Annotated in this window: 12 protein-coding genes, 1 other RNA gene and 2 pseudogenes; 8 read left to right on the top strand and 7 right to left on the bottom strand. The window is 74.8% G+C overall.

The window, feature by feature from the left end; all coding sequences use genetic code 11:
* The first annotated feature begins 94 nt into the window (after positions 1–94).
* From IO36_RS28215 to IO36_RS28200, 4 genes are read left to right on the top strand one after another with little or no spacing between them, the layout of a single operon-like run.
* Positions 95–2,170, top strand: a complete 2,076-nt coding sequence (locus tag IO36_RS28215) for a hypothetical protein (protein ID WP_037623871.1) — start codon at positions 95–97, stop codon at positions 2,168–2,170.
* A complete protein-coding gene (locus IO36_RS28210; protein WP_037623870.1) occupies positions 2,163–3,281 on the top strand; it encodes a hypothetical protein in 1,119 nt (372 codons plus the stop codon). Before IO36_RS28215 ends, IO36_RS28210 begins: the two co-directional genes overlap by 8 nt.
* On the top strand, positions 3,278–6,130 hold the full coding sequence (locus IO36_RS28205) for a hypothetical protein (RefSeq protein ID WP_037623869.1): 2,853 nt from the start codon (positions 3,278–3,280) through the stop codon (positions 6,128–6,130). Before IO36_RS28210 ends, IO36_RS28205 begins: the two co-directional genes overlap by 4 nt.
* Positions 6,127–7,656, top strand: coding sequence for a vWA domain-containing protein (locus IO36_RS28200; protein WP_037623867.1), 1,530 nt, complete (start codon positions 6,127–6,129; stop codon positions 7,654–7,656). Before IO36_RS28205 ends, IO36_RS28200 begins: the two co-directional genes overlap by 4 nt.
* Positions 7,657–7,773: 117 nt before the next feature.
* Here the strand turns inward: IO36_RS28200 and rnpB are convergent.
* The 4 genes and pseudogenes from rnpB to IO36_RS28185 all read right to left on the bottom strand — a co-directional run bounded on the left by rnpB (position 7,774) and on the right by IO36_RS28185 (position 11,738).
* An RNA gene (gene rnpB, locus IO36_RS43390) (RNase P RNA component class A) lies at positions 7,774–8,187 on the bottom strand.
* Positions 8,188–8,257: 70 nt separating this feature from the next.
* Positions 8,258–9,022 (bottom strand): annotated as a pseudogene (locus IO36_RS49400) (DMT family transporter); the annotation flags it as partial.
* 113 nt (positions 9,023–9,135) lie between these two features.
* A complete protein-coding gene (locus tag IO36_RS28190) occupies positions 9,136–10,167 on the bottom strand; it encodes an AraC family transcriptional regulator (RefSeq protein ID WP_245173519.1) in 1,032 nt (343 codons plus the stop codon).
* Between the two features lie 137 nt (positions 10,168–10,304).
* On the bottom strand, positions 10,305–11,738 hold the full coding sequence (locus IO36_RS28185) for an RNB domain-containing ribonuclease (protein WP_037623863.1): 1,434 nt from the start codon (positions 11,736–11,738) through the stop codon (positions 10,305–10,307).
* Positions 11,739–11,864: 126 nt separating this feature from the next.
* On the opposite strand from IO36_RS28185, the gene yaaA reads away from it, so the two are divergent.
* From yaaA to IO36_RS28170, 3 genes are all read left to right on the top strand, one after another.
* Positions 11,865–12,665, top strand: a complete 801-nt coding sequence (yaaA, locus tag IO36_RS28180) for a peroxide stress protein YaaA (RefSeq protein WP_037623861.1) — start codon at positions 11,865–11,867, stop codon at positions 12,663–12,665.
* A gap of 69 nt (positions 12,666–12,734) precedes the next feature.
* Positions 12,735–13,379, top strand: a complete 645-nt coding sequence (eda, locus tag IO36_RS28175; RefSeq protein WP_037623860.1) for a bifunctional 4-hydroxy-2-oxoglutarate aldolase/2-dehydro-3-deoxy-phosphogluconate aldolase — start codon at positions 12,735–12,737, stop codon at positions 13,377–13,379.
* A 138-nt stretch (positions 13,380–13,517) separates the two neighbouring features.
* Positions 13,518–14,318 (top strand): helix-turn-helix domain-containing protein, encoded by an 801-nt coding sequence (locus tag IO36_RS28170; RefSeq protein ID WP_037623859.1) that lies wholly within the window; start codon positions 13,518–13,520, stop codon positions 14,316–14,318.
* A 69-nt stretch (positions 14,319–14,387) separates the two neighbouring features.
* Here the strand turns inward: IO36_RS28170 and IO36_RS28165 are convergent, their stop codons facing one another.
* Genes IO36_RS28165 through IO36_RS28155 form a run of 3 tightly spaced genes read right to left on the bottom strand, consistent with a single transcriptional unit; the run spans position 14,388 to position 17,632 of the window.
* Entirely contained in the window at positions 14,388–16,028 is a 1,641-nt protein-coding gene (locus tag IO36_RS28165) for a bifunctional RNase H/acid phosphatase (RefSeq protein WP_037623858.1), read from the bottom strand.
* A gap of 12 nt (positions 16,029–16,040) precedes the next feature.
* Complete coding sequence (locus IO36_RS28160; protein WP_037624020.1) at positions 16,041–16,784, bottom strand: zinc ribbon domain-containing protein; 744 nt, start codon at positions 16,782–16,784, stop codon at positions 16,041–16,043.
* A complete protein-coding gene (locus IO36_RS28155) occupies positions 16,781–17,632 on the bottom strand; it encodes a Nif3-like dinuclear metal center hexameric protein (protein ID WP_037623857.1) in 852 nt (283 codons plus the stop codon). The genes IO36_RS28160 and IO36_RS28155 overlap by 4 nt, the downstream gene beginning before the upstream one ends.
* Positions 17,633–18,277: 645 nt before the next feature.
* Between IO36_RS28155 and IO36_RS28150 the strand changes: the two are divergent.
* A pseudogene (locus IO36_RS28150) lies at positions 18,278–19,417 on the top strand (hypothetical protein); the annotation flags it as partial.
* Positions 19,418–20,240: the final 823 nt, after the last annotated feature.

The following is a 20,240-nucleotide window of genomic DNA, read 5'->3' as shown; positions in this document are numbered from 1 at the left end:
GGTCCGAGGGGGAAACCGTGCACAGCGTTACCGGGGCGCGCAGGCGCCCGACACCCGAGCCCTGCCGGCAGCGTCCGGCCCGCGGACGCCGCCGGTGACGAGCACCCGCCGGGACGGATCCGGGTCCTTCGAGCCGTGGCCCCCGGGCGCCGGGCGGACCGGACCGTGCCCGGTCTGCTGGTCGGAGACCGGCCCCGGCCGCTGCGCCACCTGCGGCCGGCAGCCGGACGCCGCCACCGGCCCCGAGGCGCGCGAGGCGGAGATCGCCGCCTGCTGGTCCTGGGACACCTCCGCCGCCGTCCTCGCCTCGGGCCACCTGGCGGCCGTCGGCGAAGCACGCGGCATGCCGCCGGGTGCCACCGTCGACGTCCGTATCCGGTCGCTGGTCCGGCGCGCCCCCCACCGCCCGGTCCGCGACCTCCGGGTCCTCGACGGCGGGCAGAGCGACGGGGTGCCGCGCGGCGCCCTCGCGGGAGCCGTGTCCGTCCTCACCGGGCTCGCGGCCGGCGAGTGCGACGCGGTGCACGTCCTCGGCGTCTCCGTGACCGGCCTGGCCGTACGGGAGTTGGGGCGGGACCCGGCCGGCACCGGCTGGACCCGCACCCCCGTCGACGGCGGGACCGACTGGACTCAGGCCGCGCCCTGGCTGCCCTCCTCCCCGGCGGAACGCGCCTTCGTCCTGGCGGGAGGCATCGGCACGGCACCCCCCTACGGCACCCGGGGCCTCCAGCGGGCCGCCGACCGCGCCTGGGAGCCCGTCGTCGACCAGGCCCTGGCCACCGCGCTGGCCTCCCTGCGCGCCGCACGCGCCCGGGGCCGCCTGGTGCCGCTGATCCTCGTCTGGCAGGCGGCCGGCTGGCGCTGGCCGGGCCGCGCGGCCGAGGCCCTGGCGGCCCGCGCGCCCGCGGCGGCCCGGGTGCTGGCCGACGCCGACGACCCCCGCACCCTCGACGAGATCGTGACCGAGGCCTGCCGCCGGGTGCCGCTGCGCCACGGCTACGCCCTGCTCACCCGCCCCGCCCCCACCGATGCGCCGGACCGGAGGGAAGCCGCGGGCCGCATCCTCTTCCCCGGCGGCACCACCCTGCCCCAGGAAGGTGAACTGCTGTCCTCCGTCGAGCTGTTGGCGGAACCCGGGCAGACCTCCGGGGTGTACGCCCTGCCCCTCGTCACCGCCTGGGGGGCCCGCACCGAGGACTGGCCCGTCCTGCGGACCGGACGCGCCCGGGTGCGCCCCGGCGGACGGACCACCGTCACCGTGGCGCTCGACCGGGACGGCCGACTGCGGTTCACCGAGCCGGAGTTGTTCACCGAGGAGCGCGGCGGACACACCCTGCCGTACCCGGACACCCCCGCCCCGCCGCCGGCCGGCGCGGCCGATCTGCTGGCTCTGCTCGAACTCGGCGGAGAACGGACCGAGTTCGAGGCCCGCGCGGGGTTCCTGCACGCGCTGCTCCAGCAGGTCGACAGCGCCTGGCGGCGGTCCCGCGCGGGCGAAGCGCCGGGCGGGGGAACGCCCCGGGGACTGAGGGTCGGTCTCATCGGCTACGAGGACCACACCTTCGTGCCCGCGCGCGCCAGGACGCCCGCCGACGTGCTCCGGCCCTGGGGCCCCGGCCCGGCGGCGGCCGCGGCCGAGGCCGTCCGCAGGCTCACCCCGAAGCCCGTACGGCACGACTACGCGGCCCCGCTGGAGGACGCCCTGGACGCGGCGGCGCGCTGGCAGCACTGGCGGGAGGGTGCCCGGCAGGTCCTGCTGGTCCTGGCGCGGCGGCCGCCCCACCCGGTGCGCCAGCAGGCCGACCTCTGCCTGCCCTGCCCCGACGGCCGCGACTACGAGCGGTCCCTGGACCGGCTGCGGTCGCAGACCTGCCCCGGCCTGACCGTCGTCGGCGTACGCCACCCGGCCACCGCCGGGACCCGGCACTGGCGCCCCAAGACCCTCGAACGACAGCGGAAGGCGTGGGACGGCCTCGGCCGCGACCACCTCTTCGCCCTCGGGACCCACACGCCGGAGGACGTCGCCCTGTGCGTCAGCGGCGCCCTGGGCCGCCCCGCCGAGGCGCCGGGACTGCTGACCGATCCCGCCCTCGGACGTTCCGCCGTGCCGTACGGCTTCGGCCCCGCTCCGGCACGACTCAGCCTGAAGGACAGTGAGCACGATGACTGAAGACGAGTCGGACAAGACCCGCTTCCCCCCGGCGCTGCTGCCGCCGAACCTCTTCGGGGAGCCCGCCGCGGAGGACGACCCGGAACAGGGCTGGCCCGTCGAGGCCGTTCCCGGCACGGGCGAGCGCGGGGGCGACGACGCCTCGGACTCCCCCGGCGATCCCGCGCCCGCCCGGCACCAGGACGGCACGACCCGGATCGGTGTGTGGGGCTCCCCGGCCTCGGGCAAGACCACGTTCCTGGGCGCCCTGCGGCTCGCGGCGCTCGACCCGGACGGACCGTTCGGACGCTGGCAGGTGGTGCCCTCGGACGACGCGTCGGAGGCGTTCCTGGTGGAGACCTCCCGGCAGCTGGCCATCGACCGGGTCTTCCCGCAGGCCACCCAGCAGGTCCGGTCCTACGCGTGGCGGTTCCGCGGGGACGTCAGCGGCACCTCCTTCGGCAGACGCAGGCTCTGGCGCTCACGGCCCTCGCAGCGCATGGAGTTCGACCTGAGCGTGCTGGACGTGCCCGGTGGCGCGTACGAGGACCTCAGGGGCGGTGCCATCGCCGGCCGCAGCATCGAGCACCTGGCCCAGGCCCAGGGCCTCGTCTATCTCTTCGACCCGCTGCGCGAAGCCCAGGACAGCGACTCCTTCGCCTATCTCAACGGAACGCTCACCCGGATCACCCGCATCTGCATGGAGGAGAACCGGCTGGACGGCCCCTATCTGCCGCACCACATCGCCGTCTGTCTGACGAAGTTCGACGACCCGGAGGTGTTCGACCGGGCCCGGCGCGGCGGCTGGACCGACCTCGGCCGCAACGGCGTGCCCGTGGTGACCGACCCGGCCGGCTTCTTCGACTGGCTGGCCGACGACCTGCACGGCAGCACCATGCGGCTGGTGGGACAGACCCTGCGCGCCAACTTCCACCCCTCGCGCATCCACTACTTCACCACCTCCGCGATCGGGTTCGGCACCATGCCGGGCGGCTCGATCGACCTCAAGCGGTTCGGCAACGTCAACGTCGTCGACGGCAATTACCGCATCGTCGGCCCGCTGAGCCCGTACAACGTGATGGACCCGCTCGTGGCACTGCTGCTCGGCATGCGGGACGGGGTCCGCGCATGAACGACGTGTTCGCCCCGAGGGCGTGGTGGGCCTGGTACAGCAAGAGACCCGGCTCCCTGGGCGAGTACGACGTGCTGCACTGCGCCGGAGGAGCCCAGCGCCGCAACGTGTTCGCCCAGTACGTCGCCGCCGCGGGCCTCGGCAACCCGCCGCCTGCCAACGCCCTGCACGACCGGCTGCCGTGGGTCTCCGTGTTCGGGCTGCGCTTCCCGGAGGGCGATTGGACCGGCATCTCCGTGATGGAGTCCTCGGAACTGCGCGACGGCGCGAACCGGGACGTCACCCCGACCCGCTACTTCCTTCTGAACACTCCCGAACTGGCGCCCCACCGCGTGGAGTACGTGGCCCTGTGGGACGCCGTGGCGGACGTGCCGCTGCCGCAGGACCACGAGGAGCGCATCCCGCTGGCGATCGCCGGGCAACCGGGCCACGGACTGCTCACCGGGCTGGACACCGTCGCCGACCACGTGCCCGGCCTCGCGTCCGACATGGAGGAGGAGCTGCGGCGCACCGCGGCCGCGCTGTGGGCGGCCGCCGTGGCGGCCCTCCTCCTCGGCGGCCGCAAAGTCGTCATCACCGGCGCGGGCACGCTGGAGCCGAGGACCCGGCTGGCCGTCCTCGACGCCGTCGCCGGATTCCTGCCGTACGGGGTGCGCAGCGGACTGGCCGTGGGGAGCTGCGTCGACGGCGGGGACCAACCGCCCACTCATCTGGCCTTCGGACCGGGGCACACCCCGGAGGCCACCACCGTCCGGCTGGGCACCCTTCCCCAGGTGCCCGATGGCCGGCCCGAGCAGTACCGGCGCCGGCTGACCCATCTGATCAAGGACCAGGGGTTCCTGGCGGTCGCCCACACCCTGCTGTCCTACGACGCCCCGGTCCCCCTGTCCGACCACGAGGCCGTCCTGAGCTGCCTCGACCGGCTGGACCCCTTCCAGGTGGCGGTGAACGCGGTGGAGGCCGGCCACGAGTCGGTCCACGTCGTCGCCGAAGGACTCAACAGCCTGACGGGCAACGCCGATCCCGACTCCGCCGCCGTGCAGCGGCTCGTCCAGCGCGGGATCGACTACGTGGTCGAGGACACCGCCCGGGAGATGGACGACGTGATGCGCCGTCTGTGGGTGGACGAGGACAACGGACCGCTGGTGTCCATCGCCGTGGCGGAGAACCTGCTGAGCGTGGCCCTGAGCGTCGCCGCCTCGGGCACCGACAGTTCGTCCTGCCGTACGCGGCTGAGCCGGCTGTGGCAGATGGTGGAGGACTGCGGCAAGGAGGCCGACGTCCTGCGGCTGCTCGCCGACGACGAGGGCGCCGGGGCGGAGCAGCAACTCCCGTACGTGGTCGACTGTCTGCGCACCCTGGGACCGGCCAAGGTGATCGGGGACAGTCCCGCCGTCGCGCAGGCGCTGTGGGAGGCGCCCCTGCTCACCCAGGGAGTCCTCGCCAGGGAATGCTCCGACCCGGTCAGGCTGCGGCAGTGGCTGGAGGCCGTCGCCGCGAACAGCCCCGTGGCACCCGCCTGGTTGCGGGCCTGGTCGGTCCTGGTCCACGGCACGGGGGAGTGCTCGGCCTACCGGGAGCCGTTTCCGGCACCGTTGGAGGCCCTGTACGTCCTCTCCGCGACGGTGGGCGCCGGGCAGCCCGACCTGACCGCGGAGACCGTCCGGGGTCTGTGGGGCGCGCTGCGCACCCTGGCCCTCGGATCGCGTCACCGGGCCGCCGGCAACGGCCGGGACGGCTTCACCCTGCCCTTCATGAACCGCGGGGGGACACGGAACGCGTCCTCGCCGGACGAGGCGGAGGAGCGGGGCGCGGAGCTGCTCGCGGAGCTCCTCGGCGAGGACGCGTGGGCGGACTGCCGGGCGTGGTCCGACGTCCTGCGCTGTCTCGTGGGGATGCCGGTGGTCGGCCCGCAGTGGCGCAGGGAGGCCTGCATCTCGTACGCGAAGAGCCTGGGCTTCCTGCTGAAGGACAAGTGGCTGCGTTCGTCCATGGACCTGTTGCTGGAGGAACTCGTCCGGCCCGTGCTCACCGAGCCCTGGGGCAAGGACGGCGAGGCGCTGGTGCTTGCGGCCCTCGAACGGGCGCCGGACCCCAAGGCCGTGGCGGAACTGCACCGGCGGGTGGCGGAGCGGGACCGCGCGTGGCACGAACGGCTGGAGGCCGAGAAGGCGGCCGCCGCCCGGGCCACCGCCGCCCGGCGCAGGGAGGAACAGCCGGCGGCCGTCCGGTCGCAGCGGCCGTTCGTCGCCCCGCCCCGCCCCGGCACGGCCCCCCGCCAAGGGGGTGCGCGCCCGGCCGGCGGCACGACGGGACGCGGTCGCGGCGGAGCTCCGGCCCCGAACTCCCTGGACGGCAGGCGGCACGGCGAAGCGGAGCAGGACGCGAACACGCCGCTGGAGCGGCTCGGTATCGCCGTCCGCCAGTCCCTCCCGGCCCATGAGATCGCGACGATGTGGGCGCCCTTCGCACTCCAGCCCGAGTCCTCGGACGGGCGGCAGGCCCTGGAACTGGCGGGCCGCTGGTGGGAGAAGGCCCTGAACGAGAACCGGGAGGCGCTCTTCGAACACCTGGAGCGCGGGCTCCTGACCACGTACCGGTGCACGGCCCGCGAGACCGCGGAGGTGCTGCACGACATCCGGCGGCTGATCGTGGCCGGCCGGGCCTCCGGTCACGGCGGTGGCGGGTGGCGGGCCAAGACGATCCTCAAGCAGAGCAGGAGGGACCTGAGGCGGCAGCGTTCCCGGGTGCGTGAACTGCGCTGGGTACGGGTGCTGTCCGCCTTCAACCTGTCCTCGGGAAGGCCGCGCAGACACAAGAAGCAGTGGAAAAAAGGAAGCAGCCAATGACATCAGACAACCGGCTCGCACCCGCCCGGCGCGTCCTGACGGCCCTGCTGGCCACGGGACTTCTCGCACTGGGGCCCTGCGCGTCCGCCGGCGCGGACGACTCCCCCGGCCTGGAGTCCTTCCTGGACACGGTCGCGAGCCCCCGGGGAGCGAGCTACGCGGTGGCCGTCGACACCTCGGGGTCCATGGCCGACGACGGTTCCTACGACAAGGTCCGCGCGGTCCTGCCGACGTTCCTGAAGTCGCTCCGCGCCGAGGACCGCGTCTGCCTGATCCCCTTCAGCGACGGCGCCTCCGCCTGCGAGATGGTCTCCCCCGACGAGGCGCTCCAGAAGCTCGACGACACCCTGCCGGCCAGCCCGGACGGAACCGCCTCCAACTTCGGGCGCGCCTTCGAGCAGGCCCTGGACGGCCTCCAGCGCACGGACACCGACGCCTGCGGGGTGCTGCTGCTGTCCGACGCGGAGCTGGTGGCGCCCGACGATCCCCGCTACCGCGACTTCAAGGCGAAGGGCTGGTCCGCGCTGCGCAGACAGGCCTCCGGCCTGCCCTCGGACCGCAGCCTGACGGGCTACGGCATCTCGTTGAGGCCCGGCACCGACGTGAAGAACGTGCTGGCCAAGGTGTTCCCGAGCTACCGGATGCTGGACACCTCGGGGACCCGGATCAGCGAGGCCATGACGCAGGCCCAGGACGACACCCGGCTGCGGCAGGCGGCCCTGTCCGTGGACGGCGACCGGGGCAGGGGGATCGCCGTCTCCTGGCCCGGCGTCCGCAAGGGCGGGTCCGTGCCCGCCGCGTCGGACATCAGGGTGAGGCTCACGGCGACCACGAAGGCGCTGCCCGTCCGGCTCACCGGCCTGGGGATCGACGGCCTTCCCGAGGGGGTCGCCCTCGCCTCGGCCCTGCCCCGTTCGGTCGACCTCAAGCCGGGCGAGTCCACGGACCTCGACCTGTCGCTGCGCTCCACCACGGCCCATGGTGAGGGCTGGAGCGGCGGCTCGGACCCGCAGACGTGGAAGCTCTCGGTGACAGGCAAGGTGAGTACGCCGCTGGCGTCGGCGGCCCGGCGCTACGTCGGCAAGGACGTCCGGCTCGCCGACGCTCCGGCGGGCGGGCCCCTGGCCGTGGCGGGCACCGTGCGCACGACGACGGATCCGGTGCGCTGGACCGTCCTGGTGGGCCTGCTCCTGGTGCTCCTGCTCCCGTGCGGCCTCTGGCTGCTGCGCCGTCACCGTCCCGTCCAGGGAACGGTGTCCGCCGAGGCGGTCGACGCCCGTGTGCCGTTGCAGATCCCGTTGCAGGGACGGCGCGAGGTCACCGCCGACCTCTCCCCGCTGCTGGACGGCTCGGGCACCGTCAGGATCAAGAGCGTTCCGGGACCGCTGCGGGAGCAGCCTCCGATCCGGCTGCGCTGCCGTACGGCGGGCCGGCCGGAACGGGAGATCGTCTGCCCCCCGGGCCAGACCGTCCTGCTGTGCGGCATCGAGTTCCACTACACGGCGCTGCCCGCTCAGCGCATGTGACCCCGGGCGCCGCCGCGCCGCCCGGACTCCGGGTCCGGGAACACGGGAAACACGCGAACACGGGAAAGGGCCTCCGACGTGGGTCGGAGGCCCTTTCCTGCGCCATCGCCGTGGTGGCAGACGAGTCGGGCTGTACGCCGGATTTTGTCACCCGGTCGCCTCGCGGCGGCCGGGGAGACGGCCATCCATCTAGGGCCGGCGTTGCCGCCGGCCTCGTGCGGTCTACCCGCGAACTCGGGCGAGCAGCCCTCTAACGTCCGCGCAGAGCCGCCTTCCCTCGCGAGAGGACGGCTCCTCTTGACCTTGCTCCGGGTGGGGTTTACCTAGCTGCCCAGGTCACCCTGGGCACTGGTGGTCTCTTACACCACCGTTTCACCCTTACCGCGAACCGGAGTTCGTGGCGGTCTGCTTTCTGTGGCACTGTCCCGCGGGTCACCCCGGGTGGCCGTTAGCCACCACCCTGCCCTATGGAGTCCGGACGTTCCTCGGGAAGGTCCACAAGAACCTCCACGCGGCCGTCCGCCCGGCTCGTCTGCCGTGCCGACCATGGTACCGGCCGGGCGGGACGCCGGGGACCGGCGGTGGCCGTGGCCAGGACCGAGCCCGCCAGGATGAGGGCGAACGCGGCGAGGATCCCGGGGGTCAGGTGTTCGTCCAGGAAGAGGGCGCCCGCCGCGACCGCGACGGCCGGGTTGACGTACGTGATCACCGTCGCCCGGGTCGGGCCCGCCTCCTTGATCAGCTCCAGGAAGGCCACGAAGGCGACGGCCGTGCAGACCACACCGAGGCCCGCGAGGGCGGCCAGGACCTGGCCCGAGGGGACCTCGGCGGGCCGGGTGAAGGCCGCCGCGGGGGCGTAGACCAGGGCCGCCAGGGCCAGGCAGGGGGCGGTCAGATGGAGCGAGGGCACGTCCTTGAGGCGGCGGGCGACGATGAGGGGGGCGGTGGCGTAGCCGACGACGGTGAGCAGCACCTCGGCCAGCGAGCGGGCGTCTCCGCCGGTCAGGTGCGGCGCCGTGAGGACCCCGACCCCGGTCAGGCCGAGGGCGAGGCCGGTGACGCGCCGGGCGCCGAGCCGTTCGGCGTCGCCGAGGAAGCGGGCCGCGACGACGCCGACGATCGGGACCCCGGCGATCAGCAGGCCCGCGGTGGAGCTGGACAGATGCCGTTCGGCGTCCGTGAGGGTCCACCAGGGGACCATGATCTCGATGACCGCGAAGGCCAGCATCGGCCGCCAGTGGGCCCGTACGGTCTCCGCCAGTCCGCCTTGGCGCACCGCGAAGGGGAGCAGCAGCGCGGCGCCGATCGCGCAGCGGGTGAACACCACCACCGACGGGGACACCTCGTCCACCGCCACTTTGATCATCAGATAGGGGATGCCCCAGATCACTCCCATCAGGGAGAACAGAAACCAGCCGCGTGCAGTCATGGACGCAGTCTCGGCCACCGGCCCACCCGGGGTCTTGAACGCTGTTGCGCTCAGGTCCCGGGCGGCAGCACGCTCGCGCGGTACGCCGCCGGGGTGACGCCCAGGACCCGGCGGAACCAGCGGGTCAGGTGCGCCTGGTCGGCGAAGCCCACGAGCGCCGCGGCCTCGGCGGGACGGAGCCCGGACTCCAGGAGACCGCGGGCCCGGTGCACCCGGTACTGGGCCAGCCAGGCGTACGGCGGTATCCCCGTCGTCGACCGGAAGGCGCGCAGGAGCTGGTAGCGGGACAGGCCCAGGTCCGCGGCGAGGGAGGCGAGGGAGGGCGGGGCCTGGAGTTCGCCGGACAGGCGGTCGCGTACGGCGTCGGCTATGTGCGGGGCGCCGGGGACGTGGTCGCGGTCGGGGCGGGCCGTGGAGTGCCGCCGGGTCAGCGCGGCGAGCAGCCACGGCAGTCGGGACTCGGCCTCCAGCGGGTCGGGGCAGAGGCTCAGTTCGGTGTGCGCGGCACGCAGCGCGGCGGCGAGTTCGGGGTCGTCCAGCAGCCCTTCCCTGAAGTGCGGGAGGCCGCCGGCGGTGCCCTCCGCGAGCAGGGACGGCTCCACGTACAGGGCCCGGTAGGCGTAGCCCTCGGGGGCGGCGGGACCGCCGGTGTGGATCTCGCCGGGGGCCAGCACGACGATGGAGCCGGGGCCGGTGCGGAGCTGGCCGCCGCGGTAGCCGATGAGTTCCGAGCCGCCGACGCTGACGCCGATGGTGAACTCGTCGTGGGTGTGCGGGGCGTAGCGGTGCCGGTCGAAGCGGGCGGTCAGCAGGTCGAGGGGCCGGCCGCCGGGACCGAGGACGGCCCGGGTCCAGCGGGCCTCTTCCCTCCCGGCTCTCCCGGTACGCCCCGAGGAGCCTTCCGCGGTCGCGGTGCGCCGCTCGGAACCCTCGGCTCTCCCGGCGTGCCCCGACGAACCCTCCGCGGTCCCGGTGTGCCCCGACGAACCCTCCGCGGTCCCGGTGTGCTTCGAGGAACCCGCGGCGGTCCGGGGCGCCGTCCCGGTGCCCGATCCCGTCGTCGCCCGTGTCCCGCCGGTCATGGCCGCCTCTCCCCCCGCCCGCCGCGGCCGCACCCGTCCGCCGCGTCCGCCCTACGGGGGCAACACCCGCGTCCCCCGTTTCCATGCCGCGGGGCCGCCCGCCGGATCGTTTCCGGGCCGCGGGGCCGTCCGCCGGGTCAGGCGGGTTCGAACTGCGCCTTCGCCGTGCCGGGGTCCGCCCGGGTGAGCCGTACCCGCAGGCGTTCGCCCAGGGGCAGTGGTGTGGTGCCGCCGGAGACCCGGGCGAAGACCGCCGGGAACTCCAGCTGCACGGTGCCGACCGTGGGGTCGTGTTCCGTCACGTCCACCACGCAGGCCTCGAACAGGTCGCCGATCCGGCCCTTGAGGAGGGCGGCCTCCACGATGTCGACGCACTCGCGCTCGACGGTGGCCGCGCGCCGGCTGCCCTCGGCCATCTCCTTGGGCAGGGCGTCGAGCGCGGCGAGGACCCACTCGGGCGTCGGCAGTCCCGCGGCGGCGGCGAGACAGATCTCCGTGGCGTAGCGGTCGACGAGCCGGCGCAGCGGGGCCGTGCAGTGGGCGTAGGGCGCGGCGACGGCGGCGTGCGCGGTGACCTCGGGGAGCACTCCGTCGCGGAAGACGGTGTACCCGGCGCCGCGCAGCAGGGTCGTGCACTCCTGGAGGAACGCGGCGTGGTACGGCAGGCGCGGGTCGAGCGAGCGGACGAGCGCCGCGTACGAGACGTGGTGCGGCCAGTCGATGCGCAGGGCCCGGGCGGTGCGGCGCAGCCGTCCGACCGCCCCGTCGGGCGCGGCGGGCAGGGTGCGCAGGACTCCGGTGCCGTGGTCGAGCATCATGTCGGCCGCCGCCATCCCGGTGAGCAGGGAGATCTGCGCGTTCCAGCCGTCGGCGGGCAGCGGGGCCCGGTAGGCGAGTTCGTACGTCCCATCCTTCTCGACGATCTCCTGCTCGGGCACGTTGAGCGAGATGCCGCCGCGCTCGGCCTCCAGTGCCTCACGCAGGGTGCCGACCTCCTTGAGCAGGGCGAGGGGTTCCTCCGCCGTGCCGTCGTCGATCCGGTGCTGCGCGGTCGCGTAGTCCAGCTTGGCGCGGCTGCGGACCAGGGCGCGGCGGACGTCGGTGACCTCCGTGCGGCCGTCGGGGCCGAGGTCGATCGTCCACAGGACGGCCGGGCAGGTCTGGCCCGGCAGCAGGCTCGCGGCGCCCTCGGAGAGCGGGGGCGGGTGGAGGGGGACCTTGCCGTCGGGGAAGTAGAGGGTCGTCACCCGCCGGTGCGCCTCGGCGTCCAGGGCTCCGCCGGGCGTCACGAAGGCGGCGACGTCGGCGATGGCGTACTGGACGCGGTACCCGCCCCGCTCACGGCGGGAGAGGTGCATCGCCTGGTCGAGGTCCTCGGCGGACGGCGGGTCGATGGTGAACAGGGGGATGTCTGTCGCGTCGTGGGCGGGCAGCCGGGCCGGGGGCCCGACCTCCGCGAGGACGTCGGCCGGGAAACTCCCGGGCACGCCGAGTTCGGTCCGCAGCGCGCGCAGAGCGGCGCACAGCGGGGCCTGCGGGGCACCGGTGACACGGACGTGACGACGGGGCATGCGTCGAGCGTAGGCCGGGGGCCACGGGTCAGCACCCGGAACGAGGCGCCCTCCGGGCGGGGAAAGGGGGCCGGGGTCACCCCGTACGCTGGCTGAGGTCCGTATCCGTTGTGAGGAGAACCCACCGTGCTCGTGCTGCTGCCGCCTTCCGAGGGCAAGGCGCCCTCCGGCCGGGGAACCGCGCTCAAGCCCGAGTCGCTGTCCCTGCCGGGTCTCGCGGAGGCGCGTCGGGCGGTCCTCGACGAGCTGGTCGAGCTGTGCGTGGCCGACGAGGAGAAGGCCCGCGAGGTCCTCGGACTGAGCGAGGGCCTGCGGGGCGAGATCGCGAAGAACACGGAACTGCGGACCGCGGGCACGCGCCCGGCCGGGGAGATCTACACGGGCGTCCTCTACGACGCCCTGGACCTGGCCTCGCTGGACACCGCCGCCAAGCGCCGCGCGGGCCGTTCGCTGCTCGTCTTCTCCGGGCTGTGGGGCGCGGTGCGGGTGACCGACCGGATCCCCTCCTACCGCTGCTCGATGGGAGTGAAGCTGCCGGGCCTCGGAGCGCTGGGCGCGCACTGGCGGGCGCCGATGGCCGACGCGCTCCCCGAGGCCGCGGGCGACGGACTCGTCCTGGACCTGCGCTCCTCCGCCTACACCGCCGCATGGAAGCCCAAGGGCGAGGTGGCGACCCGGACGGCGACCGTACGGGTCCTGCACGCACAGCTGGTGAACGGGGTCGAGAAGCGGTCCGTCGTGAGCCATTTCAACAAGGCGACCAAGGGCAGGATCGTACGCAGCCTGCTCACCGCGAACGCCGCGCCGAAGAACCCGGCCGAGCTGGTGGAGGCGCTGCGGGACCTCGGCCACACGGTCGAGGCCGAGGCCCCCGCCGGGGCGGGCAGGCCGTGGGCTCTCGACGTGGTGGTGCGCGAGATCCACTGATCCACCCCGCCGTTGCAGCATGTGCAACGACCTTTGCGCAGGCTGCACACCCCGGGCAGGATGAGGGGCATGACGTCGTCACCGCCCCCGGCTCCGCCTGCCTCCGTCCTGGATCTGGCACCCGTCGTCCCCGTGGTCGTGATCGACGACGCCCTTGACGCGGTGCCGCTCGCGCGGGCGCTCGTCGCCGGGGGGCTGCCCGCGATCGAGGTGACCCTGCGGACCCCGGCGGCGCTCGACGCGATCCGGGCCGTCGCGGCCGAGGTGCCCGAGGCGGTGGTGGGCGCGGGCACGGTCCTGACTCCGGAGCACGTGGGCGACGCGCTCCGGGCGGGCGCCCGCTTCCTGGTCAGCCCCGGCTGGACGGACGCGCTGCTGGAGGCCATGCGGGGGTCCGGGGTGCCGTTCCTGCCGGGGGTGTCCACCGCCTCCGAGGTGGTGGCGCTGCTGGAGCGGGGGGTGCGCGAGATGAAGTTCTTCCCCGCGCAGGCGGCGGGCGGTACGGCCTATCTGAAGTCCCTGGCGGGACCGCTCCCGCAGGCGCGGTTCTGCCCGACGGGCGGTATCGGCCCCGACTGCGCGCCCGACTATCTCGCACTGTCCAACGTGGGCTGTGTGGGCGGAAGTTGGATGCTCCCGGCGGACGCGGTCGCCGCCCGCGACTGGCGCAGGGTCGAGGACCTGGCACGGGCGGCGTCGGCGCTGCGCCGGTAGCCGCGGGCCTCTGCCGGCCCTGGGCCCGGCTCCGGGCGGGCTCCGGCCGAGTGAGACCAGCGCCGTCGTGCCGGTGCCGGGCGGGGTGGGACCCGCTCCGTCGTCCCGGTGTCGGGGGCGTGACGTACAACTGGTCGCATGACGACCGGTATCTCCGCCGAACCCCCTCCCTTCGCACGGGAGTTGCTGCGCTGGCGGCACGCCCGCCGGGTGAGCCAGCTGGAGCTCGCCTCCCGCGCGGGCACGACCCAGCGGTACGTCAGCTTCATCGAGCGCGGGCGCTCGGTGCCCGGCAGGGAGATCGTGATCCGGCTCGCCGAGTCACTGGACCTGACCCTGCGGGAGCGCAACGCGCTGCTCCTGGCGGCGGGTTACGCCCCCGCGTTCGTCGAGTCGTCACTCGACTCCGCCGCGCTGAAGCCCGTGCGCGAGGCGCTGGACGGCATCCTCGAAGGGCATCTGCCCTGTCCGGCGGTGGTGGCCGGGCCGTGCGGTGAACTCGTCGCCGCCAACGCCGCCTTCGACGTCCTGACCGAGGGGGCGGCTCCCGAACTGCTGGAACCGCCGGTGAACGTCCTGCGGTTGGCCCTGCATCCGCGCGGCATGGCGTCCCGGGTGGTCAACCTGGACGCCTGGGGCCGGCACATCGTGGAGAACCTGCGGGCCCGTTCGCTGCGCAGCCCCGATCCCCGCCTCGACGCGCTGGTCGAGGAGCTGGCGGGGTACGTTCCGGCGAGCGAGCCCGGGGCGGACTACCTCGGCTTCGCCGTCCCGCTGCGACTGCGGTGCCCGGAGGGCGAGTTGAGGCTGCTCACCACGCTCACGTCGTTCGCCACCGCGGTGGACGTCACGCTCGCCGAGCTCCATCTGGAGGCGTTCCTCCCGGCGGACCGGGAGACCGCCGCCGTCCTCCGGGACCGGGCGGCCCGGCGGGGGTGAGTCCCGCCGCGGGCCTCGGCACCGGTGCCTGCGGCGCCTTGGACGACCCGGGGCCGGGGTGGCCCGAGGTCAGCGCAGGTGGGAGGTGTCGTTGAACAGCCGGACGCTCGCGTTGCCGTCCCCGTAGTAGGCCACCGCCGAGAGCGACGCCGCCGACAGTTCCATCCGGAACAGGGACTCCGGCGGGGCGCCGAGGGCCAGCCGGACGAGGGTCTTGATCGGGGTGACGTGCGTGACGAGCAGGACCGTACGGCCGGCGTAGGCGGCGATCAGCTTGTCGCGGGTGGCCGCCATGCGCTGTGCCGTCGCCGCGAAGCTCTCGCCGCCGCCGGTCGGTTCGGCCTCCGGCGAGGCGAGCCAGGCGTTCAGGTCCTCGGGGTGGCGTTCGCGCACCTCGCCGAACGTCAGCCCCTCCCAGGCGCCGAAGTCCGTCTCGCGCAGGCCGTCCTCGACGAGCACGTCGAGGCCGAGCCGGGCGGCGACGGCCGCGGCGGTCTGGCGGGTCCGGGCCAGCGGGGAGGCCACGATCGCCTGGATCGTGCCGCGTGCCGCCAGCGCGGCGGCCACCCGCTCGGCCTGCTCCCGGCCGACGGCGGACAGCGACGGGTCGCTGCCGCCGCTGCCCGAGAACCGCTTCTGCGGGGTCAGGGGGGTCTCGCCGTGCCGCAGCAGGACGAAGGTGGCGGGGGCGCCCATGTCGGGGGGCGCGGTCCAGCCGGACGCCGGGGTGGTCTGCGCGGCGGCCACGTTCTTCGCGGCCCGCACGTCGTCGCCCGGCCTCGCGGCGGCAGGGGTCTCTGCGGCTTCGCCGCCGGGCTGTGCGGGACCGGTTCTGGCCGGGGGCCGACTGGCGGTTGTCGTGGGCTGGGCGCGCAGTTCCTCGCGCCCCTTGCCCCCGCCGGTCGCTTCTGCGGCTTCGCCGCCGGGCTGGGGGGTGGCGCCTGTGGCCGTCGGCCGACCGGCCGTTGTCGTGGGCTGGGCGCGCAGTTCCTCGCGCCCCTTCCCCGCACCGGTCGCTTCTGCGGCTTCGCCGCCCCCGCCGGTCGCTTCTGCGGCTTCGCCGCCGGGGTGGCGGGTGGCGCCTGTGGCCGTCGGCCGGGTGACGGTTGTCGTGGGCTGGGCGCGCAGTTCCTCGGGCTCGGCGGGCGCTTCGGCGCCCTGGCGGGTGGAGGCCAGGGCTGCTCGGGCTCTGGCTGCGCCTGCTGTCGCGTCTCCGGGTGGGCCCGTGGGGGCGGGGGCCGCGGCGCGGGCCGCCCGGGCGTTCAGCTCGGCCGTCGACTCCGACGGCGACCACGCCTCGCCCCGCTTGCCCGCGTCCATCGCCTCGTTGGCCAGCCGGTCCGCGTGCTTGTTCCGCTCGCGCGGGATCCACTCGTACGTGACCTGGGAGCCCGGAAGGACCCGGGCCGCCCGCGCCGCGAGCGGCTTCATGTCCGGGTGCTTGATCTTCCAGCGCCCCGACATCTGCTCGACGACGAGCTTGGAGTCCATCCGGACCCGGACCGTCGCGGACGCGTCGAGGTCGCGCGCCGCCTCCAGACCGGCGACCAGGCCCCGGTACTCGGCGACGTTGTTGGTGGCGACGCCGATGTACTCGGCGCGCTCCGCCAGCGTCTCCCCCGTCGCCGCGTCGATGACCACGGAGCCGTAGCCCGCGGGCCCCGGGTTGCCCCGGGAACCTCCGTCGGCCTCGACGATGAACTCCCGCACGGACGAGTCTCCCTACAGGCCGGACTCGGACGTGCGCACCAGGATGCGCTGGCAGTTCTCGCAGCGCAGCACGGCGTCGGGAGCGGCCGCCTTCACCTCGTTGACCTCGGTGATGTTGAGCTCCAGACGGCAGCCCTCGCAGCGGCGCTGGTAGAGCCGGGCGGCACCGACCCCACCCTGCTGCAGGCGCAGCTTGTCGTACAGCTTGAGCAGGTCGGCCGGCACGGAGGCGGCGATGACCTCGCGCTCCTTGGTGACCGAGGCGCTCTCGCCGTCGAACTGCTCGAAGGCGGCGTCACGGCGCGAGGTCGCGTCGTCGATCTTCGCCTGCACGGAGGAGACCCGCTCGGTCAGCTCCGCGACCCGCTCCTGGGCGGACTCGCGGCGCTCCATCACCTCGAGGACGACGTCCTCCAGGTCACCCTGGCGCTTGGCGAGGGAGACGATCTCGCGCTGGAGGTTCTCCAGGTCCTTCGGCGAGGTGACGGCGCCCGAGTCCAGCCGCTGCTGGTCGCGGACGGCACGCTGGCGCACCTGGTCGACGTCCTGCTCGGCCTTGGTCTGCTCGCGGGCGCAGTCGCTCTCCTCGGTCTGCGCGGCGACGAGCAGGTCGCGCAGCTGCGTGAGGTCCTTGTTCAGCGACTCGATCTCGGCGTGCTCGGGCAGCGACTTCCGCTTGTGCGCGAGCTGCTGCACACGGGAGTCGAGAGCCTGGACGTCGAGAAGTCGGATCTGGTCGGCGGGCGCGGCGTTCAGTTGGGGGCTCCTGAGGTGTCGTGGTGTGAGGCCGCGTGGGCGGTCCAGGGGTCGGTGACCGTCCGGGAGACGTGGACGCGCAGTCCCCATCCCTTCCGGTCGGAGATCTCGTCGAGCTGGGCTGCGGCCAGCTCGCACCAGGGCCACTCGGTGGCCCAGTGCGCCGCGTCGAGCAGCGCGAGAGGACTGTGGGCGCGGGCCTCGGACACCGGGTGGTGCCGCAGGTCCGCGGTGAGGAAGGCGTCGACGCCCGCGGCGCGCACGTCGTCGAACAGGCTGTCCCCGGAGCCGCCGCTGACCGCGACGGTCCGCACCAGCGCGTCGGGGTCGCCCGCGACGCGGATGCCCTGCGCGGTGGCGGGCAGCCGCTCGGCGGCGAGGGCGGCGAGTTCGCGCACGGTCAGCGGATGGTCCAGCTCGCAGACGCGGCCGAGGCCACGGCGTCCCTCGGGGTCGGTGGCGTCGGGCACGAGGGGCCGTACGACCCGGAGGTCCAGGGCCCCGGCCAGCGCGTCGCTGACGCCCGGGTCGGCACGGTCGGCGTTGGTGTGGGCGACGTGCAGCGCGATGTCGTTCTTGATCAGCGTGTGCACGACCCGGCCCTTGAAGGTGCCGGCCGCCACGGTCGTCGTACCGCGCAGATAGAGCGGGTGGTGGGTGACGAGCAGGTCGGCGTCCAGCTTCACCGCCTCGTCGACGATGTCCTGGACCGGGTCGACGGCGAACAGGACGCGCGTGACCTCCTGGTCCGGGTCGCCGCAGACGGTGCCGACGGCGTCCCACCCCTCGGCCCGCTCCGGGGGCCACAGGGCGTCGAGCGCGGCGATGACTTCAGACAGACGGGGCACGGGGAAAAGGCTACCTGCCCCGCGTCCCTCCCCGACCGGTCACGGGCGAGGGTCCCGTGCCCGGGGGGCTGAGCGACCGGAGGACACGAGGGCTCCGCCCGGGAGCTGAGCGAACGGACAACGCGAGGAGTCCGTCCGGGGGCCGCGGGGTGGCGGATCCGCCGGTCCTCCTCAGGGGGCCGTCGGTACGGGGTTACGGGGTTCCCAGAACCCCTGGCACAGGGGCTCCCGCCGTACCCGGCCCGGCGCTGCCCGCCATCCCCGACACGGGACTCCCGGCGCTCCGGCCCGCGGCTTCCCGCCGTTCCCGGATCACAGCTGCCCGCCGTCCCCGGCCCGGGGCTCCCGCCGTACCCGCCCCGGGGCTTCCCCCCGTTCCCGGCCTAAGGCCCGCCCCCGTTCCCGGCGCACCACGTCCCCCCGTTCCCGGCACAGGGCTTCCCGCATTCCCGGCGCAGGGCTTCCTGTCCTAGGAACGTATGACTTCCCGCCATCCCGGCGCGCGACTTCCCGCCATCCTCAGCACATCCGTCCCGTTCCCTCAGGCGAATCCGAACACGGCCACCCTTATGTGTGAAGCAGCAGCCCGTCGCTCCCCCGCCTGTGCGTGCGAAAACTACCTTCGTCGCCGGAGGTGACCGAACGATGACGGCCGGTGCGAGAGAACCCCTGGTGCGGAGCGAGCGTGTGAACGGTGCCGAGTACGGCGACGCCATGGGCCGGTGGGCCGCTCCTCCCGGCTGTGTGATCACCGCCGACGGCGCCTACGGGGCACGGCTCACCCGCGACGGCGAGCGCTGGTACCCGGAGCGCTGGACGCTGGACGGCCCCGAGCCGTACACCGTGCCGCTGCCCGGTCCCCAGCCCGAGGCGCCCGGCGCCGAGGTGCTGCCGCTCAGCGACGGCAGGGTCCTGATCCACCGCGCGGACGACGGACGCCACACCTTCTCCCTCCTGTATCCGACCGGACCGGGCACCGGCGAGCTTCCGCTCGGCGCGGTGGAGTGTCCCGACGCGGGCACGGTGCTGCGACTGCTGCCGCCCGGTCCGGACGGGGAGCGCGCGTACGCCCTGGCGGTGGGCCGGGGCTCGACGGCGGTGTGGCTGGTGGCCGGCGGCGCGTTCGGCCCGGAGCACCTGGCCGAGGTGCCGGGCCACTGCTCGGGCGGGGTGTGGCTGGACGGCACGGGACGGCTGCTCGCGCTGGACCGTGTCCACGACGGCCGCACCAAGACCGTCGTCGTCGACCTGGAACGCGGCGGCGAGGTGTCCCCGCTCCTCCAGATCGCCGAGCACAGCAACGACCGGCTGCTCCTCGCGGACGCGGACAGCGGACTGCTGCTCATCCGCTCCGACGCGCCGTCCCCCGGCCGGGACCGGCTCGGCTGGGGCGTGCTCGGCAGCACCCTGCCGGTCCGCTTCCCGGACTGTCTGAGCGCGACGGGCTGTGTGATCAGCCCGTTCGCGATCCAGCCCGGCCAGGTGCTGACCCCGGAGTCCTGCGCGGTCGCCCTGCGCATCGACGGCCCGGGCGGCACGTGGGTCGGGGTGTGGCGCCCGTCCGAGCGCCGGATCCACCATCGTCCGGCGCCCGAGGGCTGGCTGCCCGGCACCGGGCTGTGGAGCGCGGAAGGAGTGCTCCGGCTGCCGTACGTCACCGGGGCGGTTCCGTGCGGGGTCGCGCTCCTGGAGGCGCCGGAGGGGGCGGAGCCGGCGGACACGGGGGATCAGGGTCTCCCCGGTCTCCCCGCACCCCGTCCGGTCCCCCTCCAGCAGGCGCCCCTGCGGACCGGCGGACCGGCCGGTCCGCCCCGGGCACTCCGGCCCCGGCCCACCGGGACCCCTCGCGCGGCGCGGGACGAGACGGTCCGTGCGGTCCGGCCGACCGGGGCGCCGGCCGTCGGTCCGGGCCCCGCGCCCGAGAGCCGGGAGCCGCTGTCGACGGTCACGCGCCTCACCGGCCGGACCGCACCCGCCGGGGCCGGGCGGCAGGACGCGCACCCCGGTCAGGAGCCGGGCGACACGCTCCCGCCGCTCGTACGTCTCACCGAGGAGCAGGCCGAATCGCTCCGTCCGGCAGGCGGACGCGCCCCCGACGCCGATGCCCCGGCCCGGCCCAGCCGCTGGACCAGGGTGTCCCTGACGCCGACGCCGACGCGGACGCGGCGGGCCGAGCCCGCCGGGGCACCCGCGACCGGTCCCGACCTCTGGACCAAGGTCGCCGAGACACCCCCTCCCGGCATGGGCCTCAGGACCAGGGCCGACGGAACGCTCCCCGGCGGCATGACGGTGACCCTCGAACCGGCCGAATCGGCCGAACCGCTTCCGACGACCACGACCGACGACACGACGGAGGCGGGAGCGAGCGCGGGAGCGGACAGCACCGCCACCTCCGACGCGGGCATCCGCACCGGCGCGGAAGCCACCGTCACCGTCGCCGCCCTCGAGGCCGAGGCCGGGATCTTCACCGGTCCGGACTCGGACGCGAGTCCGGAGACAGGCGCGGGTCCGGGTCCGGAGACAGGCGCGGGTCCGGGTGTCAGCGCTGGTATGTCCACCGGCCCCCAGGCCCACACGCCCCCCGCCGCCCACACCGCCACCCCCACGC

The organism is Streptomyces aureus (genome assembly GCF_000725495.1).
In the GTDB taxonomy this organism is placed as follows: Bacteria; Actinomycetota; Actinomycetes; order Streptomycetales; family Streptomycetaceae; genus Streptomyces; species Streptomyces aureus_B.
The sequence above is the reverse complement of the archived record's forward strand: the minus strand, read 5'-3'. Positions and strand labels throughout refer to the sequence as shown.